Below are 19,075 nucleotides of genomic sequence, written 5' to 3'. Positions count from 1 at the left end.
GATGAGCCTCACCGAAACCAGCATCAAGAGCTCCGAGACCCCGCTGGGCCGGGATGACCTCGCCCGCCTGGTAGCGAAGGACATCGCGCCGGGTTCGTTCGTGAACCTCGGCATCGGGCAGCCCACCCTGGTGTCCAATTACCTCACCGAGGAACAGAACATCACCCTCCACACCGAGAACGGCATGCTCGGCATGGGTCCGGAAGCCACGGGCGACCAGATCGACGAGGACCTCATCAACGCCGGCAAGATCCCCGTCACCGAACTGCCCGGCGCCTCCTACTTCCACCACGCGGACTCGTTCGCGATCATGCGCGGCGGGCACCTGGACATCTGCGTCCTGGGCGCCTTCCAGGTCTCCGCCAACGGTGACCTGGCCAACTGGCACACCGGCGCACCCGGGGCGATTCCCGCCGTCGGCGGTGCCATGGACCTGGCCACCGGCGCCAAGGACGTCTTCGTCATGATGACCCTCCTGACCCGCGAAGGCGCGTCCAAGATCGTCGAGGCCTGCACCTACCCGGTCACCGGCGTCGGCTGCGTCACCCGCGTCTACACCGACAAGGGCGTCTTCCTCACCGGACCCGAGGGCGTCACCGTCCGCGAAACCTTCGGCTGCACCCTCGAAGAACTCCAGGAACTGGTCCCCGTCCCGCTTAAAGCCGCCACGGCCGCCTGAGGCCGGGGCCTAGGATTGGTAACCATGACCGACGCCGCAGGTACCGACACCCAGACCGCCCCGCAGGCCAGCGACCAGTACGTCCAGTCGCTGGCCCGGGGCCTGGCGGTGATCCGGGCCTTCGACGCCGAGCGTCCGGTCATGACGCTCTCCGAGGTGGCTGCCCGCACCGGGCTCACCCGCGCCACCGCCCGCCGGTTCCTGCACACGCTGGTGGAGCTGGGCTATGTGCGCACCGACGGCAAGACCTTTGCCCTGACTGCCAAGGTGCTCCAGCTGGGCTACGCGTACCTTTCCGGGTTGTCCCTGCCGCAGCTGGCGCAGCCGCACCTGGAGGAGCTGTCCCTCAAGCTGGGGGAGTCCACGTCCGCGGCCGTGCTGGACGGCACCGACATCGCTTACATCGCCCGGGTGACCACGCGCCGGATCATGACCATCGGCATCACCGTTGGCACCCGCTTCCCGGCCTACGCGACGTCAATGGGCCGGGTCCTGCTCGCGGCACTTCCGCCCGCGGACCTCAAGGCGTACCTGGCGGCTGCGGAGATCAAGCCGCTCACTCCCCGCGCCCTGGGAAGCGTGCCGGAGTTGCTGGCCGTCCTGGACACCGTACGGGCACAGGGTTGGTGCGTGCTGAACCAGGAACTGGAACTGGGCCTGATGTCGGTTGCCGCTCCCGTGTACGACGGATCCAAGGTGGTGGCAGCGGTGAACGTTTCCCTGCAGGCCCAATCCGTGGAGGCCAAGCCGGATCCGGACGCCTACCTGGCATCCGTGGCGCAGGAGATCAAGGCGACGGCGGCCCTCATCTCGGCGGACCTCACCGCCCGCGGCTAGGAGTTCCGGGTCGCGCAGCCTGCCCGGCCTTCACTGCGCAGGGGCAGTCCCCGCGCAGCGAGCCAGAACTTCACTGCGCAGCCCGGTACGTCCGGGCACGGCGCAAAAAGGAAAGGAACGACGGCGGGTGCTTCCCGCCGTCGTTCCTTTCCTTTTGTCCCGTACCGGCTTATCCCGTACCGGCTTATCCCGTACCGGCGCTGCTACCGCACGTGGTTGCCCAACTCGCGCAGCGGCGTCTTGGCGGTTTCGCGGGCCCACAGCGCACCGATCACGGCCAGGATCGACGACGCGGCCACGATCCAGGCGGCCGGCCCCCAGTTTGCCTTCTCGGCGCCGACCAGGGCGGTGCCCAGCAGCGGAGTGAAGCCGGCGCAGAGGATGCCGATCTGGAGCCCGATCGCCATGCCGGAGTAGCGCACCTTGACGTTGAAGAGCTCGGAGAACCACGCCGGGTAGATCGCGTTGGACATGGCGTAGGTTCCGGCGGTGATCAGGGTGCTGGTCAGGAAGATCATCGGGATGTTCCCCGTGGAGATCACCGAGAAGTACACGAAGATCATGGCGCCGGAGCCCAGGACGCCGCCGATGAAGATGGGCCGGCGGCCGAAGGTATCGGACAGCCTGGCCATGAGCGGCTGGCTGGCGATGGCCAGGACGTTGCCCAGGATGCTGACCCAGAGCATGGTGGAGGCGGGAACGCCCACTGAGACAGCGTAGGCGAGGCCGAACGACTGCATGAACGTGTTGGTGACGGTCTCGAAGGACATCAGCGCCACCTGGAAGAACTGCGCCGGGTGGGTCTGGAACATCTTGGCGAAGGGAAGTTTCACCAGTTCGCCGTGGTCGTGCTTCTCCTCGAAGACTTCCGGCTCCTCCAGCGAACGGCGCACCAGGTACGCGACGATGAGCACGACGAGGGAGAGCCAGAACGGGATCCGCCAGCCCCAGGCGAGCCGGTCGGCCTCGCTCATGGCAGCGACGGGCAGGAACGCCAAGGAAGCCAGGACGATGCCGGCGGAGATGCCGCTCATTGCGAAGCTGGCGAAGAACCCGCGGCGGCCTTCAGGTGCTTCCTCGGTGGAGAGTGCCGAGGCGCCTGCTGTCTCGGCCCCGGCCGACAGGCCCTGCATCAGGCGAAGCACCACCAGCAGCGCGGGGGCCCAGTAGCTGGCCGTGTTGAAGTCGGGCAGGACGCCGATGAGGAACGTGGCACTGCCCATCAGGACGAGGGTGAGCACCAGGGTGTTCTTGCGGCCGATCTTGTCGCCGAGGTGGCCGAACACCACCGCGCCGAACGGGCGGGCCACGTACGCGACGCCGAACGTGGCGAAGGACGCGATCAGGGCCACGGTTGGGTCGCCCCCCGGGAAGAAGATCTTCGAGAAGACCAGGGAGGCGGCAGTGGCGTAAATGAAGAAGTCGTAATACTCCAGGGCGCCGCCAAGGAAGGCGGCCAGCGCTGCTTTCTTGGCGCGCTTGAGCTGGCGCTGTGCCTCAGGCGTGGACTGGGCCTGGGCTCCTGCTGCGATGTCGGTCATGGTGGGGTTCCTTCCACGCTGAAGGTGGGGATATTCTTCTTGATTTGTACGCATACCGAACAGGTGTGCGAAATGCGTCTGAAAAGAGGATACTAGCTGGTGACACCAATCACAATGCCGTCCCGCGAAAGGTGCACCAATGAAACCCTCAACGGAAGCTTCCCGCCTGGTCCTGGTTGGCTCAGCCGCCTCCAAGGCGATGTCCCCGGGCCTGTGGAACCCCGTACTGCAGAAACTCGGCAGCGGCTGGACCTACGAAGCGTGGGACGTTCCACCGGGGGGTGACCTGGCAGGAGTCCGCCGCAGGCTCCTGGATCCCGGGATCGTCGCCGCCAACGTGACCATGCCGCACAAGCACTGGGCGGCGGAAACAGCGGATGGGGCAACGGATGCCGTCCGGCGAAGTGGCGCCTGCAACCTGCTGGTCCGGCAGGGGAATGAGCTGGTGGGCCACAACACCGACATCACTGCGGTGAGTGTGCTGCTGGGCCGGCAGTTCCAGCGCCATGCCCTGCTGCTCGGGGCCGGGGGAGCTGCCAGGGCAGTCCTGGTGGCACTCAGTGGAAACGTTGGCACCGTCTCCATCACGGACCGCGATCCCCGCGCCGCGGAGGAGTTGCTGGCTCTTGCCGGCAGTCTCGGCGTTGACGCGCGCAACGTCACCTGGCAGCAGGCGCAGGACCTGGCCCGCGATGTGTCATTGGTGGTCAATGCCACCCCCATCGGCAAGGACGCCTCTGATGCGCCGGCCTGGGGCGGGAAGCCGCTTGCTCCAGACGCCGTCCTGTACGACTTCGTCTATGCGGGCCACACCACGGCGAGCGTTGCCCGGGCCCGTGAGCTGGGCATCCGGTCTGTGGACGGATGGGAACACCTCCGTGAGCAGGCCGTAGCCATGGTGCCCCTCCTGGGGCTCGACGGACAGGCCCGGTTGCTGCTGCAGCAGACGCTGGAGCGGCTCCGGGCGGCGATATGATCGGACAGGCGCTGGAGCCCGGCGGACCTGTACGGGTGCGCCAAACCGTCGGGAGAGGAACCACAGTGCCCATCGAGGAGCAGGCAGCCTACTTTGTGAAGTCGGTTGAGAAGGCCTTCGACGTGCTGCTCGCCTTCACCCCCGACCAGCCGCGGCTCACCGTGTCGCAGGTCGCTGCCCGGACCGACATGACCCGGGCCTCTGCGCGCCGGTTCCTGCTGACCCTGGCGGATCTTGGTTACCTCCGTGCCGAAGGCCAGGCCTTTGAACTGACCGCCCGGTCGCTGGACGTCGGCCGCGCCTACCTTGCCAGCCTCACCTTGCCCGGAGTGGCGGAGCCGCATCTGAAGGAACTGGCCGAGGAGCTGAACGAAACCACTGCCCTCTGCATCCTCGACGGCGCCGACGTGGTCTACGTCGCCTGCGTGCCGTCGCCGCGGCTGCTGAGCGTATCGATCACCGTGGGCACCCGGTTCCCGGCCTGGGCCACTTCCATGGGCCGGGTGCTCCTTGCCGGACTGCCCCCGGCGCGGCTCGAGGAGTACCTCCGCACGGTCCAGCTGCACCGCTTCACCGACCGCTCCATCGGCAGCGTTGAGGACCTGCGGACCGAAGTCGAAGCGGCCCGCATCAAGGGCTGGTCCATGGTTTCCCAGGAACTCGAGGAAGGCCTGCGCGGCGTGGCCGTGCCCGTGCGGCGGGGAAACGAGGTGGTGGCCGCGGCCAACGTCTCCCTGCAGACCCACCGCGCCGCGGCCCAGGACATCGAAGCATCGGTCCTTCCCCGGCTGCTGGAGGCCGCGCGGCGGATCGCCCTCGATTACGGCGGCCCGGTACGCGGCAGCAGATAACTGTTTGCCACCAAGCCCGCCGCCCCACTCCCGCAGCAGTCCCCGGCGATCTAGACTCAAGCCAGCGCGTGCAGCAGAGCCGCCGCCGCGCTCGTCAGGAAGGGGAGTCGGCGGGTGAAACTGGGCATTCCGCGGGAACGGCGGGAGGGTGAACGGCGCGTTGCCGCCACCCCGGATACGGTGAAGCAGCTGGCGGGCATGGGCCTGGAGGTGCTGGTGGAGGCCGGCGCCGGGGAGGCCGCCGGGCACCCCGACCTGGACTACCGGCAGGCCGGCGCGGCCATCGTCCCCCAACTGGACCCCCGGGCCATCGACGTCCTGGCCCATGTCCGCCCCCTGGACCCGAACATGGCCGCGGCACTCCCGCGGGGAGCCGTGACGGTTGGCCTCGCGTCGCCGTCGTCCGAACTGCCCACCGTGCAGGCGCTCGCGGACGCCGGCGTCACGTCCTTCGCCCTGGAACTCGTGCCCCGCATCTCGCGCGCCCAGTCCATGGACGCACTCAGCTCCCAGGCGCTGGTGGCCGGCTACCGCTGTGTCCTTGAAGCGGCCATCCGGCTGCCCCGGTTCTTTCCGCTCTACATGACGGCGGCCGGCACGGTTCCGCCGGCACGGGTACTGGTCCTCGGGGCCGGCGTGGCGGGGCTGCAGGCCATCGGCACCGCCAAGCGGCTGGGTGCACGGGTCTTCGCCAACGACATCCGGCCCGCCTCGGCGGATGAGGTGGCCTCGATGGGCGGCACCTTCATCCGGCTGGACCTTGAGACGGCGGAGGCCGCCGGCGGTTACGCCCGGCAGCTGAGTTCCGACGCCGGGACCCGGCAACGGCAGCTGCTGGCACCGCACGTGGCCCAGGCGGACGTTTTGATTACGACGGCGGCAGTCCCCGGGCGTCCCGCACCCCTTTTGGTGACCCGCGAGATGGTGCAGGGCATGCGTACGGGATCGGTCGTCGTCGACCTCGCCGCGGAGTCCGGCGGCAACGTGGAGGGATCGGTGCCCGGCCAGGACATCCCGATCCCCACCGCCGACGGCACTGGGACGGTCACCCTGGTGGGCCTGAAGGACCCGGCCTCGGCCATGGCGTCGGACGCCTCCCGGCTGTACGCCAAGAACGTGGCCAACCTGCTGTCCCTGCTGGTCCGCGACAGCGCACTCACCCCGAATTTCGACGACGAAGTGGTGGCCGGTGCCTGCCTGACGCATGACGGCGCAGTGCGGCACCAGCCCACGGCCGCGCTGCTTGCTGAACGGGCGGCGGCCACGGCGAGGGAAGGAGCGCTCTGATGGACGGCATTGCCCTGCTGACGGTGACGGTGCTGGCGGTGTTCGTCGGCTTCGAGGTGGTGTCCAAGGTGTCCAGCACCCTGCACACGCCGCTGATGTCCGGCGCCAACGCCATCCACGGCATCATCCTGGTGGGCGCCATCATCGTGGCCGGCCAGGCCGCGGAGCCGCTGGTCCTGGCCGTGGCGCTGCTCGCCGTCGTCCTCGCCACCGCCAACCTGGTGGGCGGGTTCGTGGTGACGGACCGGATGCTGCACATGTTCCACGCCAGGAAGGACGCGGGCCAGACGGCCGCCGCCCGGAAGGCAGGCGGCAAATGAGCTTCCTCGACCCCGTCTGGACCGCCCTGCTGTACCTCGCGGCCGCGGTCTGCTTCATCCTGGCGCTGCGCGGGCTCAGCTCCCCGCGCACTGCCCGGCGGGGGAACCTGGTGGGCGCACTCGGTGCCCTGATCGCCGTCATTACCGTCTTCCTGTCCGTCCGGATGGACAACATTCCGTGGATCCTGGGCGCCATCGCGGTGGGCAGCGCGGTCGCGGCGCCCGTGGCCAGGCGCGTGAAAATGACCCAGATGCCGCAGTTGGTGGCGCTGTTCAACGGCGTCGGCGGTGGTGCCGCTGCCCTGGTGGCCCTCCTGGAACTGGGACACACGGACAATCCCTGGGTCCGGCTGGCCATCGTGTTCACGCTGCTCGTGGGGGCGGTGTCCTTTGCAGGCTCGGCGGTGACGTTCGCCAAACTGCAGGAGCTGATGACCACCCGGCCCGTGGTGTTCCCGGGACTTCCGGTGGTGATGGCACTGGTGCTGCTCGCCGCGGTGGCCTGCGGTGTGGCCGTGGTCCTGGCCGGTTCGCCGGTGCTTGCGGGCCTGCTGCTGCTCCTGGGGCTCGCGGCCGGCGTCCTGCTGGTGCTGCCGGTGGGCGGCGCGGACGTACCTATCGTCATCTCGCTGCTGAACGCCTTCACGGGCCTGGCGGTCGCGGCGTCCGGCGTGGTGCTGGGCAACGTGCTGCTGGTGGTGGCCGGCACCCTGGTGGGAGCGTCCGGTACCATCCTCACCCGCGCCATGGCGGCGGCCATGGGGCGGAGCGTGGCGGGCATCCTGTTCGGCGCCTTCCGGGGAGGTTCGACGGCGGGCTCCACGGCCGTGAGCGAGCGTCCGGTCCGTTCGTCCTCGCCTGAGGACGTGGCAGTCCTGCTGGGATACGCCCAGCGGGTCATCATCGTGCCCGGCTACGGGCTGGCCGTGGCCCAGGGGCAGCACACTGCGGCGGAGCTTGCGCAGGCCCTGCAAGCGCGGGGAGTCGACGTGGACTTCGCCATCCACCCGGTGGCCGGACGTATGCCGGGGCACATGAATGTGCTCCTGGCGGAGGCGAACGTGCCCTACGAATCGCTCAAGGAAATGGGCGACATCAACCCGGAGTTCAAGACGACTGACGTGGTCCTGGTGGTGGGGGCCAATGATGTGGTGAACCCGGCAGCCAAGACCTCATCCGGCTCGCCCATTTACGGGATGCCCATCCTGGAGGTGGCGCAGGCACGGCAGGTGGTGTTCCTCAAACGCTCCATGCGGCCGGGTTTTGCCGGCATCGAGAACGACCTGCTGTATGAACCGCAGACCTCGCTGCTGTTCGGGGACGCGAAGGACTCCCTGGCCCAGGTGCTGGGTGCGGTCAAGGCCTTGTAGTCCGGAACCGCACCCGCGGCGGGTTACCCTTCTTTCAGAAGCTTGCTTTCAATCCGCCATCAGAGGACGCCATGACTGACACCAGTTCCCCTTCGCCCAAACGTGCCGCCGTGGTCATCAATCCCGCAAAGACGGTGGATATCGACGTGCGCGACCTCATGGCCAAGCACTGTGAGGAAAACGGCTGGGGCGAAACCCTGTGGTTCGAGACCACGGAGGAGGACCCCGGCGTCGGGCAGGCCAAGGAGGCACTGGCCCAGGGGGCGGACCTCATCATCGCGGCCGGCGGCGACGGCACCGTCCGCTGTGTCGCCGAAGTCCTTGCCGGCGGGGATATTCCCATGGGCCTGCTGCCGCTGGGCACGGGGAACCTGCTGGCCCGCAACCTGGGCATCGACGTGACCGACTTCGACGGTGCCCTGTCCGGAGCCCTGGTGGGCACGGAACGGAAGATCGACGTGGTCCGCGCCCGCCGGAGCGACCCGGACAAGGACCAGGTGTTCCTGGTGATGGCGGGAATGGGCTACGACGCCACCATCATGGCGGACACGAACCAGGAACTGAAGCACAAGGTGGGCTGGCTGGCCTACGTCGATGCCGGGATCCGGAACCTGCCCGGAAAACCGGTCAAGGCCACCGTGCTGATCGACGGCAAGAGGGTTGTCCACCGGGGAGTCCGCAGTGTGATGGTGGGCAACTGCGGCAAGGTCCAGGGCGGCCTGGAAATCTTCCCGGAGGCCAAGATTGACGACGGCCTGCTGGACATCGCCGTCCTCGCCCCCCACCACGGCAAGCTGGGTTGGCTGTCCGTGCTGGCAGGCATCATCGGCAAGGGGAAGACCAAGGACACCGCCGTGGAGTACTTCCAGGGCAAGACGGTGGAGATCACCCTGGAGCACAACGACAACTACCAGCTGGACGGCGACCACGAGGGCGAGAACAAGCACGTCCGGATGACCATGGAGCCTGGCGCCCTCACGCTGCGGATGTAGTCCGCCGGGCAGCGTCGTTCAGCCCAGCAGCCTGCCCCAGCGCGGTTCCAGCAGCGGCGCGCCGGCCAGCTTCAGCGCATGCCAGAGGGTGACCGCCACCGAATCCAGAACGGGCACTCCGGTGCTTTCTTCGACCTCCGCCGTGATGTTGGCCCCGTAGAGGTTGGTGCAGAGGTACACCAGGGCATCGGGTGAGGCGGCTGCGAGTTCCAGGGAGCCGGGGCGCATCTCGTCGTCGGTGACCCGGGCGAAGGACTCGTTGTCGCTCAGGCCCAGTGCCCGGTGGTCCACGGTCTTGATGCCTTCGCGCTCATAGGAAGCGATGACCTGGCGGTTCACGTCCTCCGTGTAGGGGGTGAACAGCCCGATCCGCTCGGTGCCGAAGATCCGGAACGCCTCGAGGTAGGCCAGGGTGGAGGTGGTGGCCGGGATGCCGGTGGCGCCACTGATTTCGGCGGCCAGTTCGTGGTCGTGCGCGGCTCCCAGCCAGGAACCCGACGTGCCGTTCCAGGCAATCACGTCCACGTCCGCCGTCGCCAGCAGCTTTGCCGCTTCGCGCATGACGGCGGGATCGAACTGCCGGTCGGAGGAGTCATCCAGGGCGATGCGGGTGACCGGGATCCGGGTGAAGTGCACCGTAACGTCGGTGCGGGCGCCCAGGATGCGGTAGGTCTGCGGTTCCAGGCAGGTGTTGGAGGACGGCACGATCATACCGATACGGAAGGGGCGTGTGGTTGCGGGCATGCGGTGCTCCTTAGGAGATGGCGGCGGGCAGGTGGGCGGCTTCGGCGGCGGCGGACTGGTGCTGCCGGAAACCGTTGCGGGCCACGAACCGCCCTGCGGCTCCGGGGTCGTGGAAGCCGTCTGCGTCCAGGACCACGCGGCCATTGGAAACCACGACGGCGGGCCAGCCGGTGAGCGCCTTGCCGTCGAAGGGTGAGAAGTCCGTTCCCATGTGCAGCGCGCTGCCGTCCACGGTGCGTTCCTCGGCGGGATCGAAAACCACCAGGTCGGCGTCGAACCCTTCGGCGATCACGCCCTTGCCGGGCAGGGCGTTGATCCGGGCCGGCTCGGCGGCGAAGGCGCTGACGAACTGTTCCACCGTGGCGCCGGCGGCGGTCATCGCCGTGAACGTGACGGGCATCCGGGTCTCCACGCCGGGCAGGCCGTGGGGCATGAAGCGCACGTCGTCGGTGCGTTCGCGCTTCTGCGAGAGGTCGTAGCAGGAATGGTCGGAGGAAATGGTGTGGATGGCGCCGGCGGCCAGGCGTTCCTTGAGGGCGGCCACCGTTTCGGGGTTGCGCATGGGCGGGCAGCAGGCGAACCATTCCGGGAAGGCCGAGGAGTAGACGGAGTCGTCCAGCGTGACGTAGTGCGGACAGGTTTCGGAGAAGGCTTCGAGGCCGCGTGTCCGGGCTTCGGACACCAGGTCCACCGCGCCGGGGGTTGACTGGTGGACGAAGTAGACGGGTGCACCCGTGTATTCGGCCAGGGCCAGGGTTTCCTTGACCGAGATTTCTTCAGCCAGTTCGGGCCGGGTCCGGTGCAGGTGTTCGATGCCGATCCGGCCGTCCTGCGCGTGCTGCTCGGTGCAGTCCGTAATGATGGGGTCGTGTTCGGCGTGGATGTAGGTGAGCCCGTCCAGCCTGGCCATTTCCCGCATGACTTTCAGGATCGTGTCCCCGTCGGCCATGGTGGTCCCGCGGTTGGTGGTGTACATCTTCACCGAGCGCACGCCCTCGGCGGCCAGCTGCTCAAGCTGCCAGGGGACTGTTTCGTCCCAGCTGATCACGGCCCCGTGGAGGGCCACGTCGCAGCGGGAGTCGGTGGCCAGTTCCTTCTTGTGCAGGACGGCGGCCAGGGGGGTTTCCTGCGCATCCCGGGGGATGCCGAAGTCGATGATGGTGGTGGTGCCGCCCCACAGCGCGGCGGTGGATGTGGTCCGGTAGTCGTCAAGGGTGCGGAAGCGCCCGGTCACCTGGGCCACGTGGCAGTGCCCGTCCACGCCGCCGGGAATGACGAGCTTGCCGGTCGCGTCGATGGTGCGGTCCGCGGCAGGCGCCGGTTGGGCGGCGTCGAGGAGGGCGGCGATGCGCCCGTCCTGCACCACGATGTGTGCTGCCCGGCGGCCGGAGCTGTTGACAACCGTGGCGTTGGAAATGACGAGTTCTGGCTGGTTGGACATCGGTGTCCTCCTTGGATGGTTGAAGTCTGGATCAGGCGGAGGGCTGGGGCAGGGCGGCGTTCTCCTGGCGGGCGGCCAATGCAGCCTCCAGGTTGCCGGACAGGCCCTTGCGGTCCTTGGCGGGGGGTGCGGCGAAGGCGCCGGCGCGGTGGGGGCCGGACTGCAGCCCGGCCACTGCCTCCGCCATGCGGACCCCCGCGGAGATTCCGTCCACCACGGGGACCGGGATCAGGCCGCGCAGGTCCCGGGCCAGTCCGGCGAGCGGGGCACCTGCCAGGATGACGACGTCGGCGCCGTCCTCGGTGACGGCCTGCAGGCTGAGTGCCAGGAGGGTTTCCTTGAAGTCCTGCTGCACGGCGCCGATGCCGTTGAGGGATTCGTTGATGGAGCGGATGGAGGCGAGCCGGCCGGCCAGGCCGAATCCTTCCACGCATTCGCGGTACCAGGGTTTGATCCGGTCGGAGATGGCAATGATGGAGAAGCGGTGCCCCTGCAGCGCCGCTGCGCACAGCGCGGCCTCGGTGATGCCGATGACGGGCACCGCTGCGAGCTCCTTCAGGGCCGGCATGCCAGGATCGCCGAAGGCTGCCACCACGATGGCGTCCACTGGAGCCGCTCCGGGGCGGGTGTGTTCGGCGATGACCTCGGCCACCGCCCCCGCGGCGATGAGGGATTCGAAGCGGGTTTCGATGTATTCGACGCCGTGGCCGGCGGTCCGGAGTACCAGCTCCGTGCCGGGGGCGGCGGACCGGAGCGCTTCGGCTTCGATCAGCGCCGTGACATCGTCGCTGATGTTGGGGTTGATGACCAGGAGTTTCATTTTCTCTTCCGGTGGAATTCTGGTTCGGTCTTCTGGAAGTCCTCGGGGAACTGTTCCCGGTACTTCCCGATGTGGGACGCGGACTGGGCGGCCGCCCGGTCCGGGTCGCCGCTGGCGATGGCGGCGTAGAGCTCGCGGTGTTCGCGGATGAGTTCGGGCAGGTCGCTGACGTGGCGGAACAGCCAGTGCATGCGGCCCTGCAGCGGCTCCAGGGCGGATTTGAGGAAGTTGTTGTCGGCGATGCCGGTGATGGCGTCGTGGAATTCGCTGTTGGAGCGGTGGGCCTCCATCACCGCCCCCTTGGCGAGGAAGCCCTCTGCGTCGTCCAGCAGCCCCTTGAGGTAGGCGAGGTCGTCGGCGGTGGCCCGCTTGGCCGCGAGCCGGCAGGCCAGCACCTCCAGGGATTGGCGGACGTCGAAGAGGTCCTCCACGTCCTTGGGGCTGAGGCTGCTCACTTCCGCCCCGCGTGCGCCGCGGTCGCTGATAAGACCCTCCTGGCGGAGCATGCGCAAGGCCTCGCGGACCGGCAGCCGCGATACGGAGAACTCGGCTGCCAGGTCGCGTTCCACCAGCCGCGTGCCGGGAGCGTAGTGCCCTTCGAAAATCCGGGTGCGGAGGGTGTCCCGGACAGTCTCGCGGAGGGGGCGGTCCTTGTCCTGGGTCTCTTCTGCGGTCAGCATGGTGCTCCATTCGGATTTTGTGTGGCACTGCCCCCGGCTGCGGGGGCGTTGTCTGCAAGTTTCCCTGCGAGGGTCAGCTTAGACAGGAAGCCGCTTGTTGTAGTTGAGGGTCAGGACTGAGACGCCCATGATCACCGCGGAACCCACGAAGTAGAGCAGCGCCCAGGTGTAGGAACCGGTGGCCCCGACAATCAGGCCGACGACGATGGGGGTGACGAAGCCGGAGATGTTGCCGCTGAGGTTCATGGCTCCGCCGAGGACGCCGGCGTTGGTGCGGCCGCCCAGGATGGAGGGGATGCTCCAGAACAGGCCTACCCAGCGCAGGAAGAACAGGACCACGGAGAGCAGGACCACGGCGGTGGTGGAGTCAGGGACCACGGTGACGCCCACCAGGCCGCCAATCACCACGGCGCTGGAGATGCCCAGGAGGGTGCGCATCACGAGGTTGGCGGAGGCTCCGGACGCGCGCCACTTGTCGGCGATGGTGCCGCCAAGGATTTCGCCGACGAACCCGGCACCGAAGATCACCAGGGTGGACCAGCCGATGGTCTTCAGGTCGAAGCCCTTGGCCTGGGACAGGTACAGCGGCCCCCAGGTCAGCAGGCCGTAAAAGACGCCGTTGAACCCGAGCCAGCCCAGGCACATGGCCCAGAAGGAGCGGAACTTGAGGTAGGGGAGCAGGCCGCGCTTACCCTGGCTGCCGTCCATGGCCGCCTCGGCGTCCTCGGCGGCGTGCGATGCCTCGATGTAGGCGGCCTCGGCGTCGTTCACGCCCCGGTGCTCGCGGGGGTTGTCCCTGACGTACCACCAGACGGCGATGCCCATGAGGACGGTGGCGGCACCGGCGATGACGAAGGACCAGCGCCAGCTGCCGGTGGCCGCGATGAGTCCGGCGATGATGATGCCGCCCAGTCCGGCACCCAGGGGAGCGCCGGCATCCAGGATGGTGGCGCCGCGCCCGCGTTCGGACTTGTGCATCCAGATGGCGTTGAGCTTTCCGCCGGCCGGCATGACGCCGGCCTCGGTCACGCCGATGCCGAGCCGGGCGATGAACATGCTCAGGAAGCCGCCGGCCATGCCAGACGCCGCAGTGGCGGCCCCCCAGCCGACGCAGGAGGCCGTCATGACCTTGCGCGGACCGAACCTGTCGATCAGCCAGCCCACGGGAACCTGCATGAGCGCGTAGGTCCAGAAGAAGGCCGACAGCAGCAAGCCCACGAGTTCGGGGGCGAGGTTGAATTCCTTTTGGATGATGGGCAGTGCGACGGAGATGGATCCCCGGTCGATGTAGTTGACGGACACGAGGACCAGCAGCAGCAGGAACAGGCGCCAGCGGACGGCGGTGCGCCGTTGCGTGCCGTCCTTTCCGGTCGTTCCGGTGGGGCTTGGCGTGGCTTCGTCGGGCGTGGCCGTTGTTTCAGTGTTTGGGATGGACACAGCTTCTCCTTCACGGGGAAGTTACGGGGAATGGTAGCGAATGGCAATGTGGAAGGCAGTGCGCGGGGCGGGTCCGCCCTTGGCTGGAAAGTTGCCGTCGGGGATGTTCCGGAGCATACGGCGGGGCTTCACTTTTGGGATCCCAATTTGGGATCCCAAAAACAAAGGTAGAAGTGAGCCAAGCCACTGTCAAGGGGTTGGCCCCAACTTGCCGCAGGGCCTGCGAAGAAACGGATTGTGACTGCACCGCGAGGGTACGTGGGCGGTGAGAGGTCCCAAAAACCTTGGGAGCGACTCGCCGACTGCAAGGAGGAACCGCCATGGAGACGCCGCTTCTGCAACGCGCAAAGGACCGCTGGGGCAAGCTGGGGACCGGGCTCTATGCGGCCGTCCTCAGCATCGTGGTGCTTGCCGCGAGTGGCCTGGTGGGGCTCCTCCTCCACCTCCCATGGCTCTTTCCAAGCCTCGGGCCGACGGTAATGCTGTTCTTTGAATCCCCCGGGGAGAAGGCGTCGAGGCCGCTCAACACTGTGGTGGGCCATGGCGTGGGGCTGGTGGCGGGGGCGCTCTGCCTCTACGCCTTTGGCTTCCAGGACCAGCCCTCCGCTCCCGTGGGCGGACTGACGCCGCTGCACGTCCTCAGCGGGGTCCTGTCGGTGGGCCTGACAACCCTCGTCCTGACCTGGCTTGGGTTGCCCCACCCGCCCGCCGGTGCCACCACGCTGATCGTCAGCCTCGGGATCCTGTCCACCCCGGTCCAGCTGGCCTCCATGGCCGGGGCCATCATCCTGATCACCGTAGTGGGCTGGGGTCTCAACGTGCTGCTGGGGACCCGGCCGGCCAATAAGACATAGTTTCAGCCAACTCGGCAAGCCGGTGGGCCCGGGCCGACTCCGCCGGGGTGAACGGTTCGCCCGGCCGGGAAAAGGTGATGGGGCCGTGCCAGGCGGTGGGGATCTTAAGGCGCGTCCCGTCGTCGGGCCCTTTGCTGCCCGCGTCCGACGGCGGCACGATCCTTGCGTGCAGCAGCTCGGCCACCGCCAGTGGCAGTTCGTCCGGGGCGGCAGCGATCCGCGCCGCGAGGCTCAGAGCCCGGGTCTGCCCGTCGGCCATGGCCAAGGCCGTGGTGGGCCAAACGTGCGGGGTGCGGCCGCCGCCGTCGAGCAGTGCACCCAGCAGCTCGCGCTCTCCCACCAGGCCCGGGGCTGAGAGGACAAACTCATCCAGGACCCCGCCCGGCACCGGGTGGACGTGGATGCTGAGGATGTTGGTGTCCAGACGCGCCAGCGCCCGGGTGATCCGCTGCAGTGCGCCAGGCTGGTCCCGGAGCACTGCCCGCGCCCGCCACAGGGCCGGTGCTGCCGCCAGCCGCTTCCGGTGCCGGAGCGCCGGAGCATGCAGCCAACCGCGCAGGAGGCGCGCGGCGGACGGCTCCGCCACCCAGATCGCCAGGACCGTCGCAGTGAGCGTCAACACCAGGACCTTGGCCGCGTAGGGAAGGTGGGCCTCCACTATCAAGGCGTGGACCAGCAGTTCGACGGGAAGCATCGCCGCGATGGTGGCCATGGTCTGCCGGGTCCTGGGCGGTTCGGGCATCAGCCCACAGACTTCGCAGCGCAGTTCGGCCGTGGGCGCGTTCCGTGTACGGGGCTTCATGACTCAAGCATTGTGGCGTGCTGTTTCGGCTGCGTTGCCTGCCGATTCCATTCATGGGAACGCGGGGCCCTGCTTCCGGCGCCCGCCCCGTAGGATTTAGGGCAGGAACGTCAGCGCGGCCGCCACCGGAATCCACCCCTGCAGGAAGGCGCTGTTACCCCTTGAAGATGATGGCCGAGATGTTCAGCATTGCCCCCGGGAACAAAGACCACCATCCGGCGCTGAGATGTGCGGTGGGCGTCTTCGTCCCGCTGATCACCCTGCTGCTCCTGGGCCGCCTCGACCTGGCGATTTTCGCGTCGTTCGGTGCCTTCACGGGGATCTACGGCCGTGGGGAGCCGCACGGCGTGCGCTTCGTGCTGCAGCTTCGGGCCGGCCTGCTGATGCTGCTGGTCATCCTCCTGGCGGCGCTCGCGGCGAGGATGGGCCAGGCGTGGGGCCTGGACGCGGGGACGAACACCTGGCTGCTGGTCCTGGCCACCACCCTCGTGGCCGGTGGTTGCTCGGTGGCCATCTCGTGGCTGCGCCTGCGTCCTGCCGGCTCCCTGTTCCATATCTTCGCCTTTGCAGCCATCGCGTCCATTCCCAACCAGCCGCCATTGTGGCAGGGCATGCTGGCCGCCGTCCTCACCACCGTGTTCTGCCTGCTCGTCGGGTTTTCGTCCCGGGTGCTGCCCAGCCACCGGACCCCGTGGACCAGGCCGCCACGCATCCGCCGGACGCCCGCCGAGAAGCGGGCGGCGTGGCTTGAAGGCTTGGGCTACCTCGGGGCTGCCGGGCTTGCCGGCTCCCTGGCCACCTGGGCCGGGGAGTCCCTGGGGTTCGGCCACAACTACTGGGCCATGGTGGCGGCTGTGGTCCCGCTCGTCGGGCACAGCACGCGGCACCGGGTGCGCCGCGGCATCCAAAGGATCATCGGAACGGTCCTGGGCCTGCTGGTCCTGGCAGCGGTACTGCTGGTGGGGCTGCAGCCCTGGCAGACGGTGCTGGTCATGGCACTGTGCCAGTTCGGCGCGGAAATGTTCATCATCCGCCAGTACCTCCTGGCCCAGGTCTTCGTCACGCCCCTTGCCCTGGTCTCCACGCTCCTGGTGGTTCCCGCGTCCCCTGCCGTCCTGCTCCGCGACCGGATCATCGAGACGGTCATTGGTGCCGCCGTCGGCATCGCCGTGGTCCTGGCGCCCGGCGCGTGGCGGCGTGTGCGGAGCAGGCCGGACCAGGTTACGACGGCGGCCTGACCGCCTTCACCGTCCGGACCGCGCGGATGGTGTGCGGCACTGCTGCCAGTGCCACTACGGCGGTGGCGGCAGCGGCTACAAAGACGTAGAAACCCCAGGGGTAGGCGATGTTGGCAGCAACGAGCGCTCCCGTGACGGCAGGACCCATGATTGCTCCGAGCCGGCCCACTCCGGCGGCGAAGCCCAGGGCTGTGGCGCGGAGGGCCGCCGGGAACAGCTGGCTGACCCAGGCGTAGACCAGCACCTGTGCGCTGAACACGAATACGCCCGTGACAAAGACTGCCGCGTTGAGCAGCAGTTCGCTTTGGATCTTGACGCTCAGGACCGCCAGGAATACGGCGGAGAGCCCGAACCACAGCAGCACCACCCGCTTTGTGCCGTGCTTGTCAGCCAAAATCCCTGCGATCACCAGGCCCACCACGGCGCCGACGTTGAGCACCAGCAGGAGGACCAGGCCGGTGCTGACCGTGTAGCCCGCGCCGGCCATCAACTGCGGAAGCCAGGTGTTCAGGCCGTAGACCAGGAGCAGGCCCATGAAGGATGCCGCCGCGATGGCCAGCGCCACCAGGGGGTACGGCTTCCGTGCCAGGTCCCGGAAGCTTGCGCGGGCTGCGGCCGGTTCTTGCCCTGCGGCGGAAGGGAGGGTCTCCGGGAGCTTGAACCACAGGAAGGGTGCCAGAGCGAAGCCTGCGAGGCCGCCCACGATGAACATCGTCCGCCAGTCCGGGATCAGCATCAGGGCAAGGAAGGACGTGGCCACGGCGCCGGCGTGGTAGCCGGTCATCGTGCGTGTGGTGGACTTCCCGGCGGTACCTGCCGGAGCATAGTCGTTCATGTAGGCCAGGGCGGCCGGGAGGCATGCTCCCAGGCCCAGTCCGGCCAGAAGCCGGAAGACGCAGAACACCGCGACGTTAGGTGCGAACACCACGGCAATGGTGAAGATCGAAAACCACAGGACGCACGCCACCAGGAGGCGGCGCCGGCCAAAGCGGTCTGACAACGGGGCGATGAACAGGGCGCCGGCGCCAACGCCGACCAGCGAGATGGTGGCGGCCCACGTGGCGCCCACGGCGTCGAAACCAAGGTCGTGGGTCTTGATCAGCGTAGGTATGACGGTGCCCAGCACCACCAGGTCAAATCCGTCAAGGACCATTGCCAGCCAGCAAAGCCAGACCGGCCACTTGGAACGGTGTTGAGATGGCGCAAATGACATAGAAATACCTCGGCGTATCTTCCAGGAGTTCGGGCGGCGGGCTGCTTTGCCTTGGTGGTTTGGGCAGCGTCACCCAAATCCCCAATGAGGTTTGTATCACTAGGGGGTGTAATCTGGGACAACTTTTCCCATTCAACGGAAGCAGGTGACCGTCCTGGCCAACTCCCCCTCCGGCGATTCGGTGGTGGACCGCATCGTCCGGCTGATTTCCGCCTTTCCCCAGGATGTCAGCGCCCTGCAGCTCAGCGAGCTTGCCCAGCGGGCAGGCCTGCCGCTCACCACCACCCACCGGCTGGTGGGCCAGCTCGCCGCGCACGGCCTGCTCGAAGCGTCGCCGGGCGGCATGGTGCGGCCCGGCCTGAGGCTCTGGGAACTCGTGAACCGTACCTCCCCCACGCTCGCCCTGCGCCAGGCGGCCATGCCCTTCATGGAGGATATCCAGCAGGTCCTCAACCAGAATGTGAACCTGGCCGTGCTGGACGGCTGGGAGGCGCTCTTCGTTGAGCGCCTCTCGCGGCGCGGGTCGGTGGCCAACCGCGCCCAGGTTGCGGGCCGCATGCCGGTCCATGTCTCGTCGGCGGGCCTGGCACTGATGGCACATCAGGAGAAGGCCGTCCAGAATGACTACCTTGAGCAGTTCGCGGACCCTGCCGGCAAAATCACCACGGACGCCGTCCGCGTGCTGCTGGGCGAAGCCGCACACCAGGGCTTTGCGCAGTTGAAAGGCGTCGTGGATCCGGACACCTGGGGCATTGCCGTCCCCGTCCTCAACCGCAGGAAGCGCGCCGTGGCCTCGCTCGGCGTCGTGGTTCCCCTGCGCGAGATGCGGCTGCAGGCACTGGTGCCCGCGCTCCAGACCGCGGCACGTGGCATCGCCCGGCAGCTTGCGGATCGCTGATCCGTTCAACGGAATTGGTGTAACGGCAGTCACGGCGCGGCCCGCACACTGGATGCCAGACCGATCCCGCCCCTCCGGGGCCCGCAACGAAGCGA

At 68.1% G+C, this 19,075-nt stretch carries 19 protein-coding genes; 11 read left to right on the top strand and 8 right to left on the bottom strand.

Translation table 11 applies throughout. The features are described from left to right. Position 1: 1 nt before the first annotated feature. A complete protein-coding gene (locus tag K4G53_RS04725; RefSeq protein WP_221384346.1) occupies positions 2–679 on the top strand; it encodes a 3-oxoacid CoA-transferase subunit B in 678 nt (225 codons plus the stop codon). A gap of 24 nt (positions 680–703) precedes the next feature. Next, positions 704–1,516 carry an IclR family transcriptional regulator C-terminal domain-containing protein gene (locus K4G53_RS04720; protein ID WP_221384345.1) on the top strand — a complete coding sequence of 271 codons (813 nt, stop codon included), beginning with the start codon at positions 704–706 and terminating at the stop codon, positions 1,514–1,516. Between the two features lie 203 nt (positions 1,517–1,719). On the opposite strand, the gene K4G53_RS04715 is transcribed toward K4G53_RS04720, so the two are convergent. Next, positions 1,720–3,057 (bottom strand): MFS transporter, encoded by a 1,338-nt coding sequence (locus tag K4G53_RS04715; protein ID WP_221384344.1) that lies wholly within the window; start codon positions 3,055–3,057, stop codon positions 1,720–1,722. A gap of 139 nt (positions 3,058–3,196) precedes the next feature. Here K4G53_RS04715 and K4G53_RS04710 point away from each other — a divergent pair, with 139 nt between their 5' ends. The 6 genes from K4G53_RS04710 (at position 3,197) to K4G53_RS04685 (ending at position 8,853) form a co-directional block, all read left to right on the top strand. Continuing rightward, positions 3,197–4,033: a shikimate dehydrogenase gene (locus K4G53_RS04710; RefSeq protein ID WP_221384343.1), complete on the top strand. Its 837-nt coding sequence runs from the start codon at positions 3,197–3,199 to the stop codon at positions 4,031–4,033. Positions 4,034–4,104: 71 nt separating this feature from the next. Beyond that, complete coding sequence (locus K4G53_RS04705) at positions 4,105–4,884, top strand: IclR family transcriptional regulator C-terminal domain-containing protein (RefSeq protein ID WP_221384745.1); 780 nt, start codon at positions 4,105–4,107, stop codon at positions 4,882–4,884. 114 nt (positions 4,885–4,998) lie between these two features. Next, a complete protein-coding gene (locus tag K4G53_RS04700) occupies positions 4,999–6,171 on the top strand; it encodes a Re/Si-specific NAD(P)(+) transhydrogenase subunit alpha (protein ID WP_221384342.1) in 1,173 nt (390 codons plus the stop codon). Next, entirely contained in the window at positions 6,171–6,491 is a 321-nt protein-coding gene (locus K4G53_RS04695) for an NAD(P) transhydrogenase subunit alpha (RefSeq protein WP_221384341.1), read from the top strand. The genes K4G53_RS04700 and K4G53_RS04695 overlap by 1 nt, the downstream gene beginning before the upstream one ends. Beyond that, positions 6,488–7,861: an NAD(P)(+) transhydrogenase (Re/Si-specific) subunit beta gene (locus K4G53_RS04690; protein ID WP_221384340.1), complete on the top strand. Its 1,374-nt coding sequence runs from the start codon at positions 6,488–6,490 to the stop codon at positions 7,859–7,861. Before K4G53_RS04695 ends, K4G53_RS04690 begins: the two co-directional genes overlap by 4 nt. Positions 7,862–7,932: 71 nt before the next feature. Continuing rightward, a complete protein-coding gene (locus K4G53_RS04685) occupies positions 7,933–8,853 on the top strand; it encodes a diacylglycerol kinase family protein (protein WP_221384339.1) in 921 nt (306 codons plus the stop codon). A gap of 18 nt (positions 8,854–8,871) precedes the next feature. On the opposite strand, the gene K4G53_RS04680 is transcribed toward K4G53_RS04685, so the two are convergent. The 5 genes from K4G53_RS04680 to K4G53_RS04660 form a co-directional block, all read right to left on the bottom strand. After that, positions 8,872–9,597, bottom strand: a complete 726-nt coding sequence (locus K4G53_RS04680) for an aspartate/glutamate racemase family protein (RefSeq protein WP_221384338.1) — start codon at positions 9,595–9,597, stop codon at positions 8,872–8,874. A 10-nt stretch (positions 9,598–9,607) separates the two neighbouring features. After that, positions 9,608–11,038, bottom strand: a complete 1,431-nt coding sequence (locus K4G53_RS04675) for an amidohydrolase family protein (protein WP_221384337.1) — start codon at positions 11,036–11,038, stop codon at positions 9,608–9,610. Between the two features lie 31 nt (positions 11,039–11,069). Further along, entirely contained in the window at positions 11,070–11,858 is a 789-nt protein-coding gene (locus tag K4G53_RS04670) for an aspartate/glutamate racemase family protein (RefSeq protein WP_221384336.1), read from the bottom strand. After that, positions 11,855–12,538, bottom strand: a complete 684-nt coding sequence (locus K4G53_RS04665) for a GntR family transcriptional regulator (protein ID WP_221384335.1) — start codon at positions 12,536–12,538, stop codon at positions 11,855–11,857. Before K4G53_RS04665 ends, K4G53_RS04670 begins: the two co-directional genes overlap by 4 nt. A 78-nt stretch (positions 12,539–12,616) precedes the next feature. Beyond that, entirely contained in the window at positions 12,617–13,975 is a 1,359-nt protein-coding gene (locus tag K4G53_RS04660) for an MFS transporter (protein WP_221384334.1), read from the bottom strand. A gap of 320 nt (positions 13,976–14,295) precedes the next feature. Between K4G53_RS04660 and K4G53_RS04655 the strand changes: the two genes are divergently transcribed. Continuing rightward, the gene (locus K4G53_RS04655; protein WP_221384333.1) at positions 14,296–14,829 is read left to right on the top strand and encodes an HPP family protein; all 534 of its coding nucleotides are present in this window, start codon (positions 14,296–14,298) and stop codon (positions 14,827–14,829) included. On the opposite strand, the gene K4G53_RS04650 is transcribed toward K4G53_RS04655, so the two are convergent. Continuing rightward, the gene (locus K4G53_RS04650) at positions 14,789–15,631 is read right to left on the bottom strand and encodes an ACT domain-containing protein (protein ID WP_221384332.1); all 843 of its coding nucleotides are present in this window, start codon (positions 15,629–15,631) and stop codon (positions 14,789–14,791) included. The genes K4G53_RS04655 and K4G53_RS04650 overlap by 41 nt on opposite strands. 161 nt (positions 15,632–15,792) lie before the next feature. On the opposite strand from K4G53_RS04650, the gene K4G53_RS04645 reads away from it, so the two are divergent. After that, positions 15,793–16,869 carry an FUSC family protein gene (locus K4G53_RS04645; RefSeq protein WP_221384331.1) on the top strand — a complete coding sequence of 359 codons (1,077 nt, stop codon included), beginning with the start codon at positions 15,793–15,795 and terminating at the stop codon, positions 16,867–16,869. On the opposite strand, the gene K4G53_RS04640 is transcribed toward K4G53_RS04645, so the two are convergent. Beyond that, positions 16,853–18,022: an aromatic acid/H+ symport family MFS transporter gene (locus K4G53_RS04640; RefSeq protein ID WP_221384330.1), complete on the bottom strand. Its 1,170-nt coding sequence runs from the start codon at positions 18,020–18,022 to the stop codon at positions 16,853–16,855. The two genes, K4G53_RS04645 and K4G53_RS04640, sit on opposite strands and share 17 nt — an antisense overlap. A gap of 214 nt (positions 18,023–18,236) precedes the next feature. Between K4G53_RS04640 and K4G53_RS04635 the strand changes: the two genes are divergently transcribed. Further along, positions 18,237–18,980: an IclR family transcriptional regulator gene (locus K4G53_RS04635; protein ID WP_221384743.1), complete on the top strand. Its 744-nt coding sequence runs from the start codon at positions 18,237–18,239 to the stop codon at positions 18,978–18,980. Positions 18,981–19,075: the final 95 nt, after the last annotated feature.

The organism is Arthrobacter sp. MAHUQ-56, from assembly GCF_019710585.1.
Lineage (GTDB): Bacteria > Actinomycetota > Actinomycetes > Actinomycetales > Micrococcaceae > Arthrobacter.
Note: the sequence above shows the minus strand (reverse complement) of the source record. Positions and strands in the feature narration are given on the sequence as shown.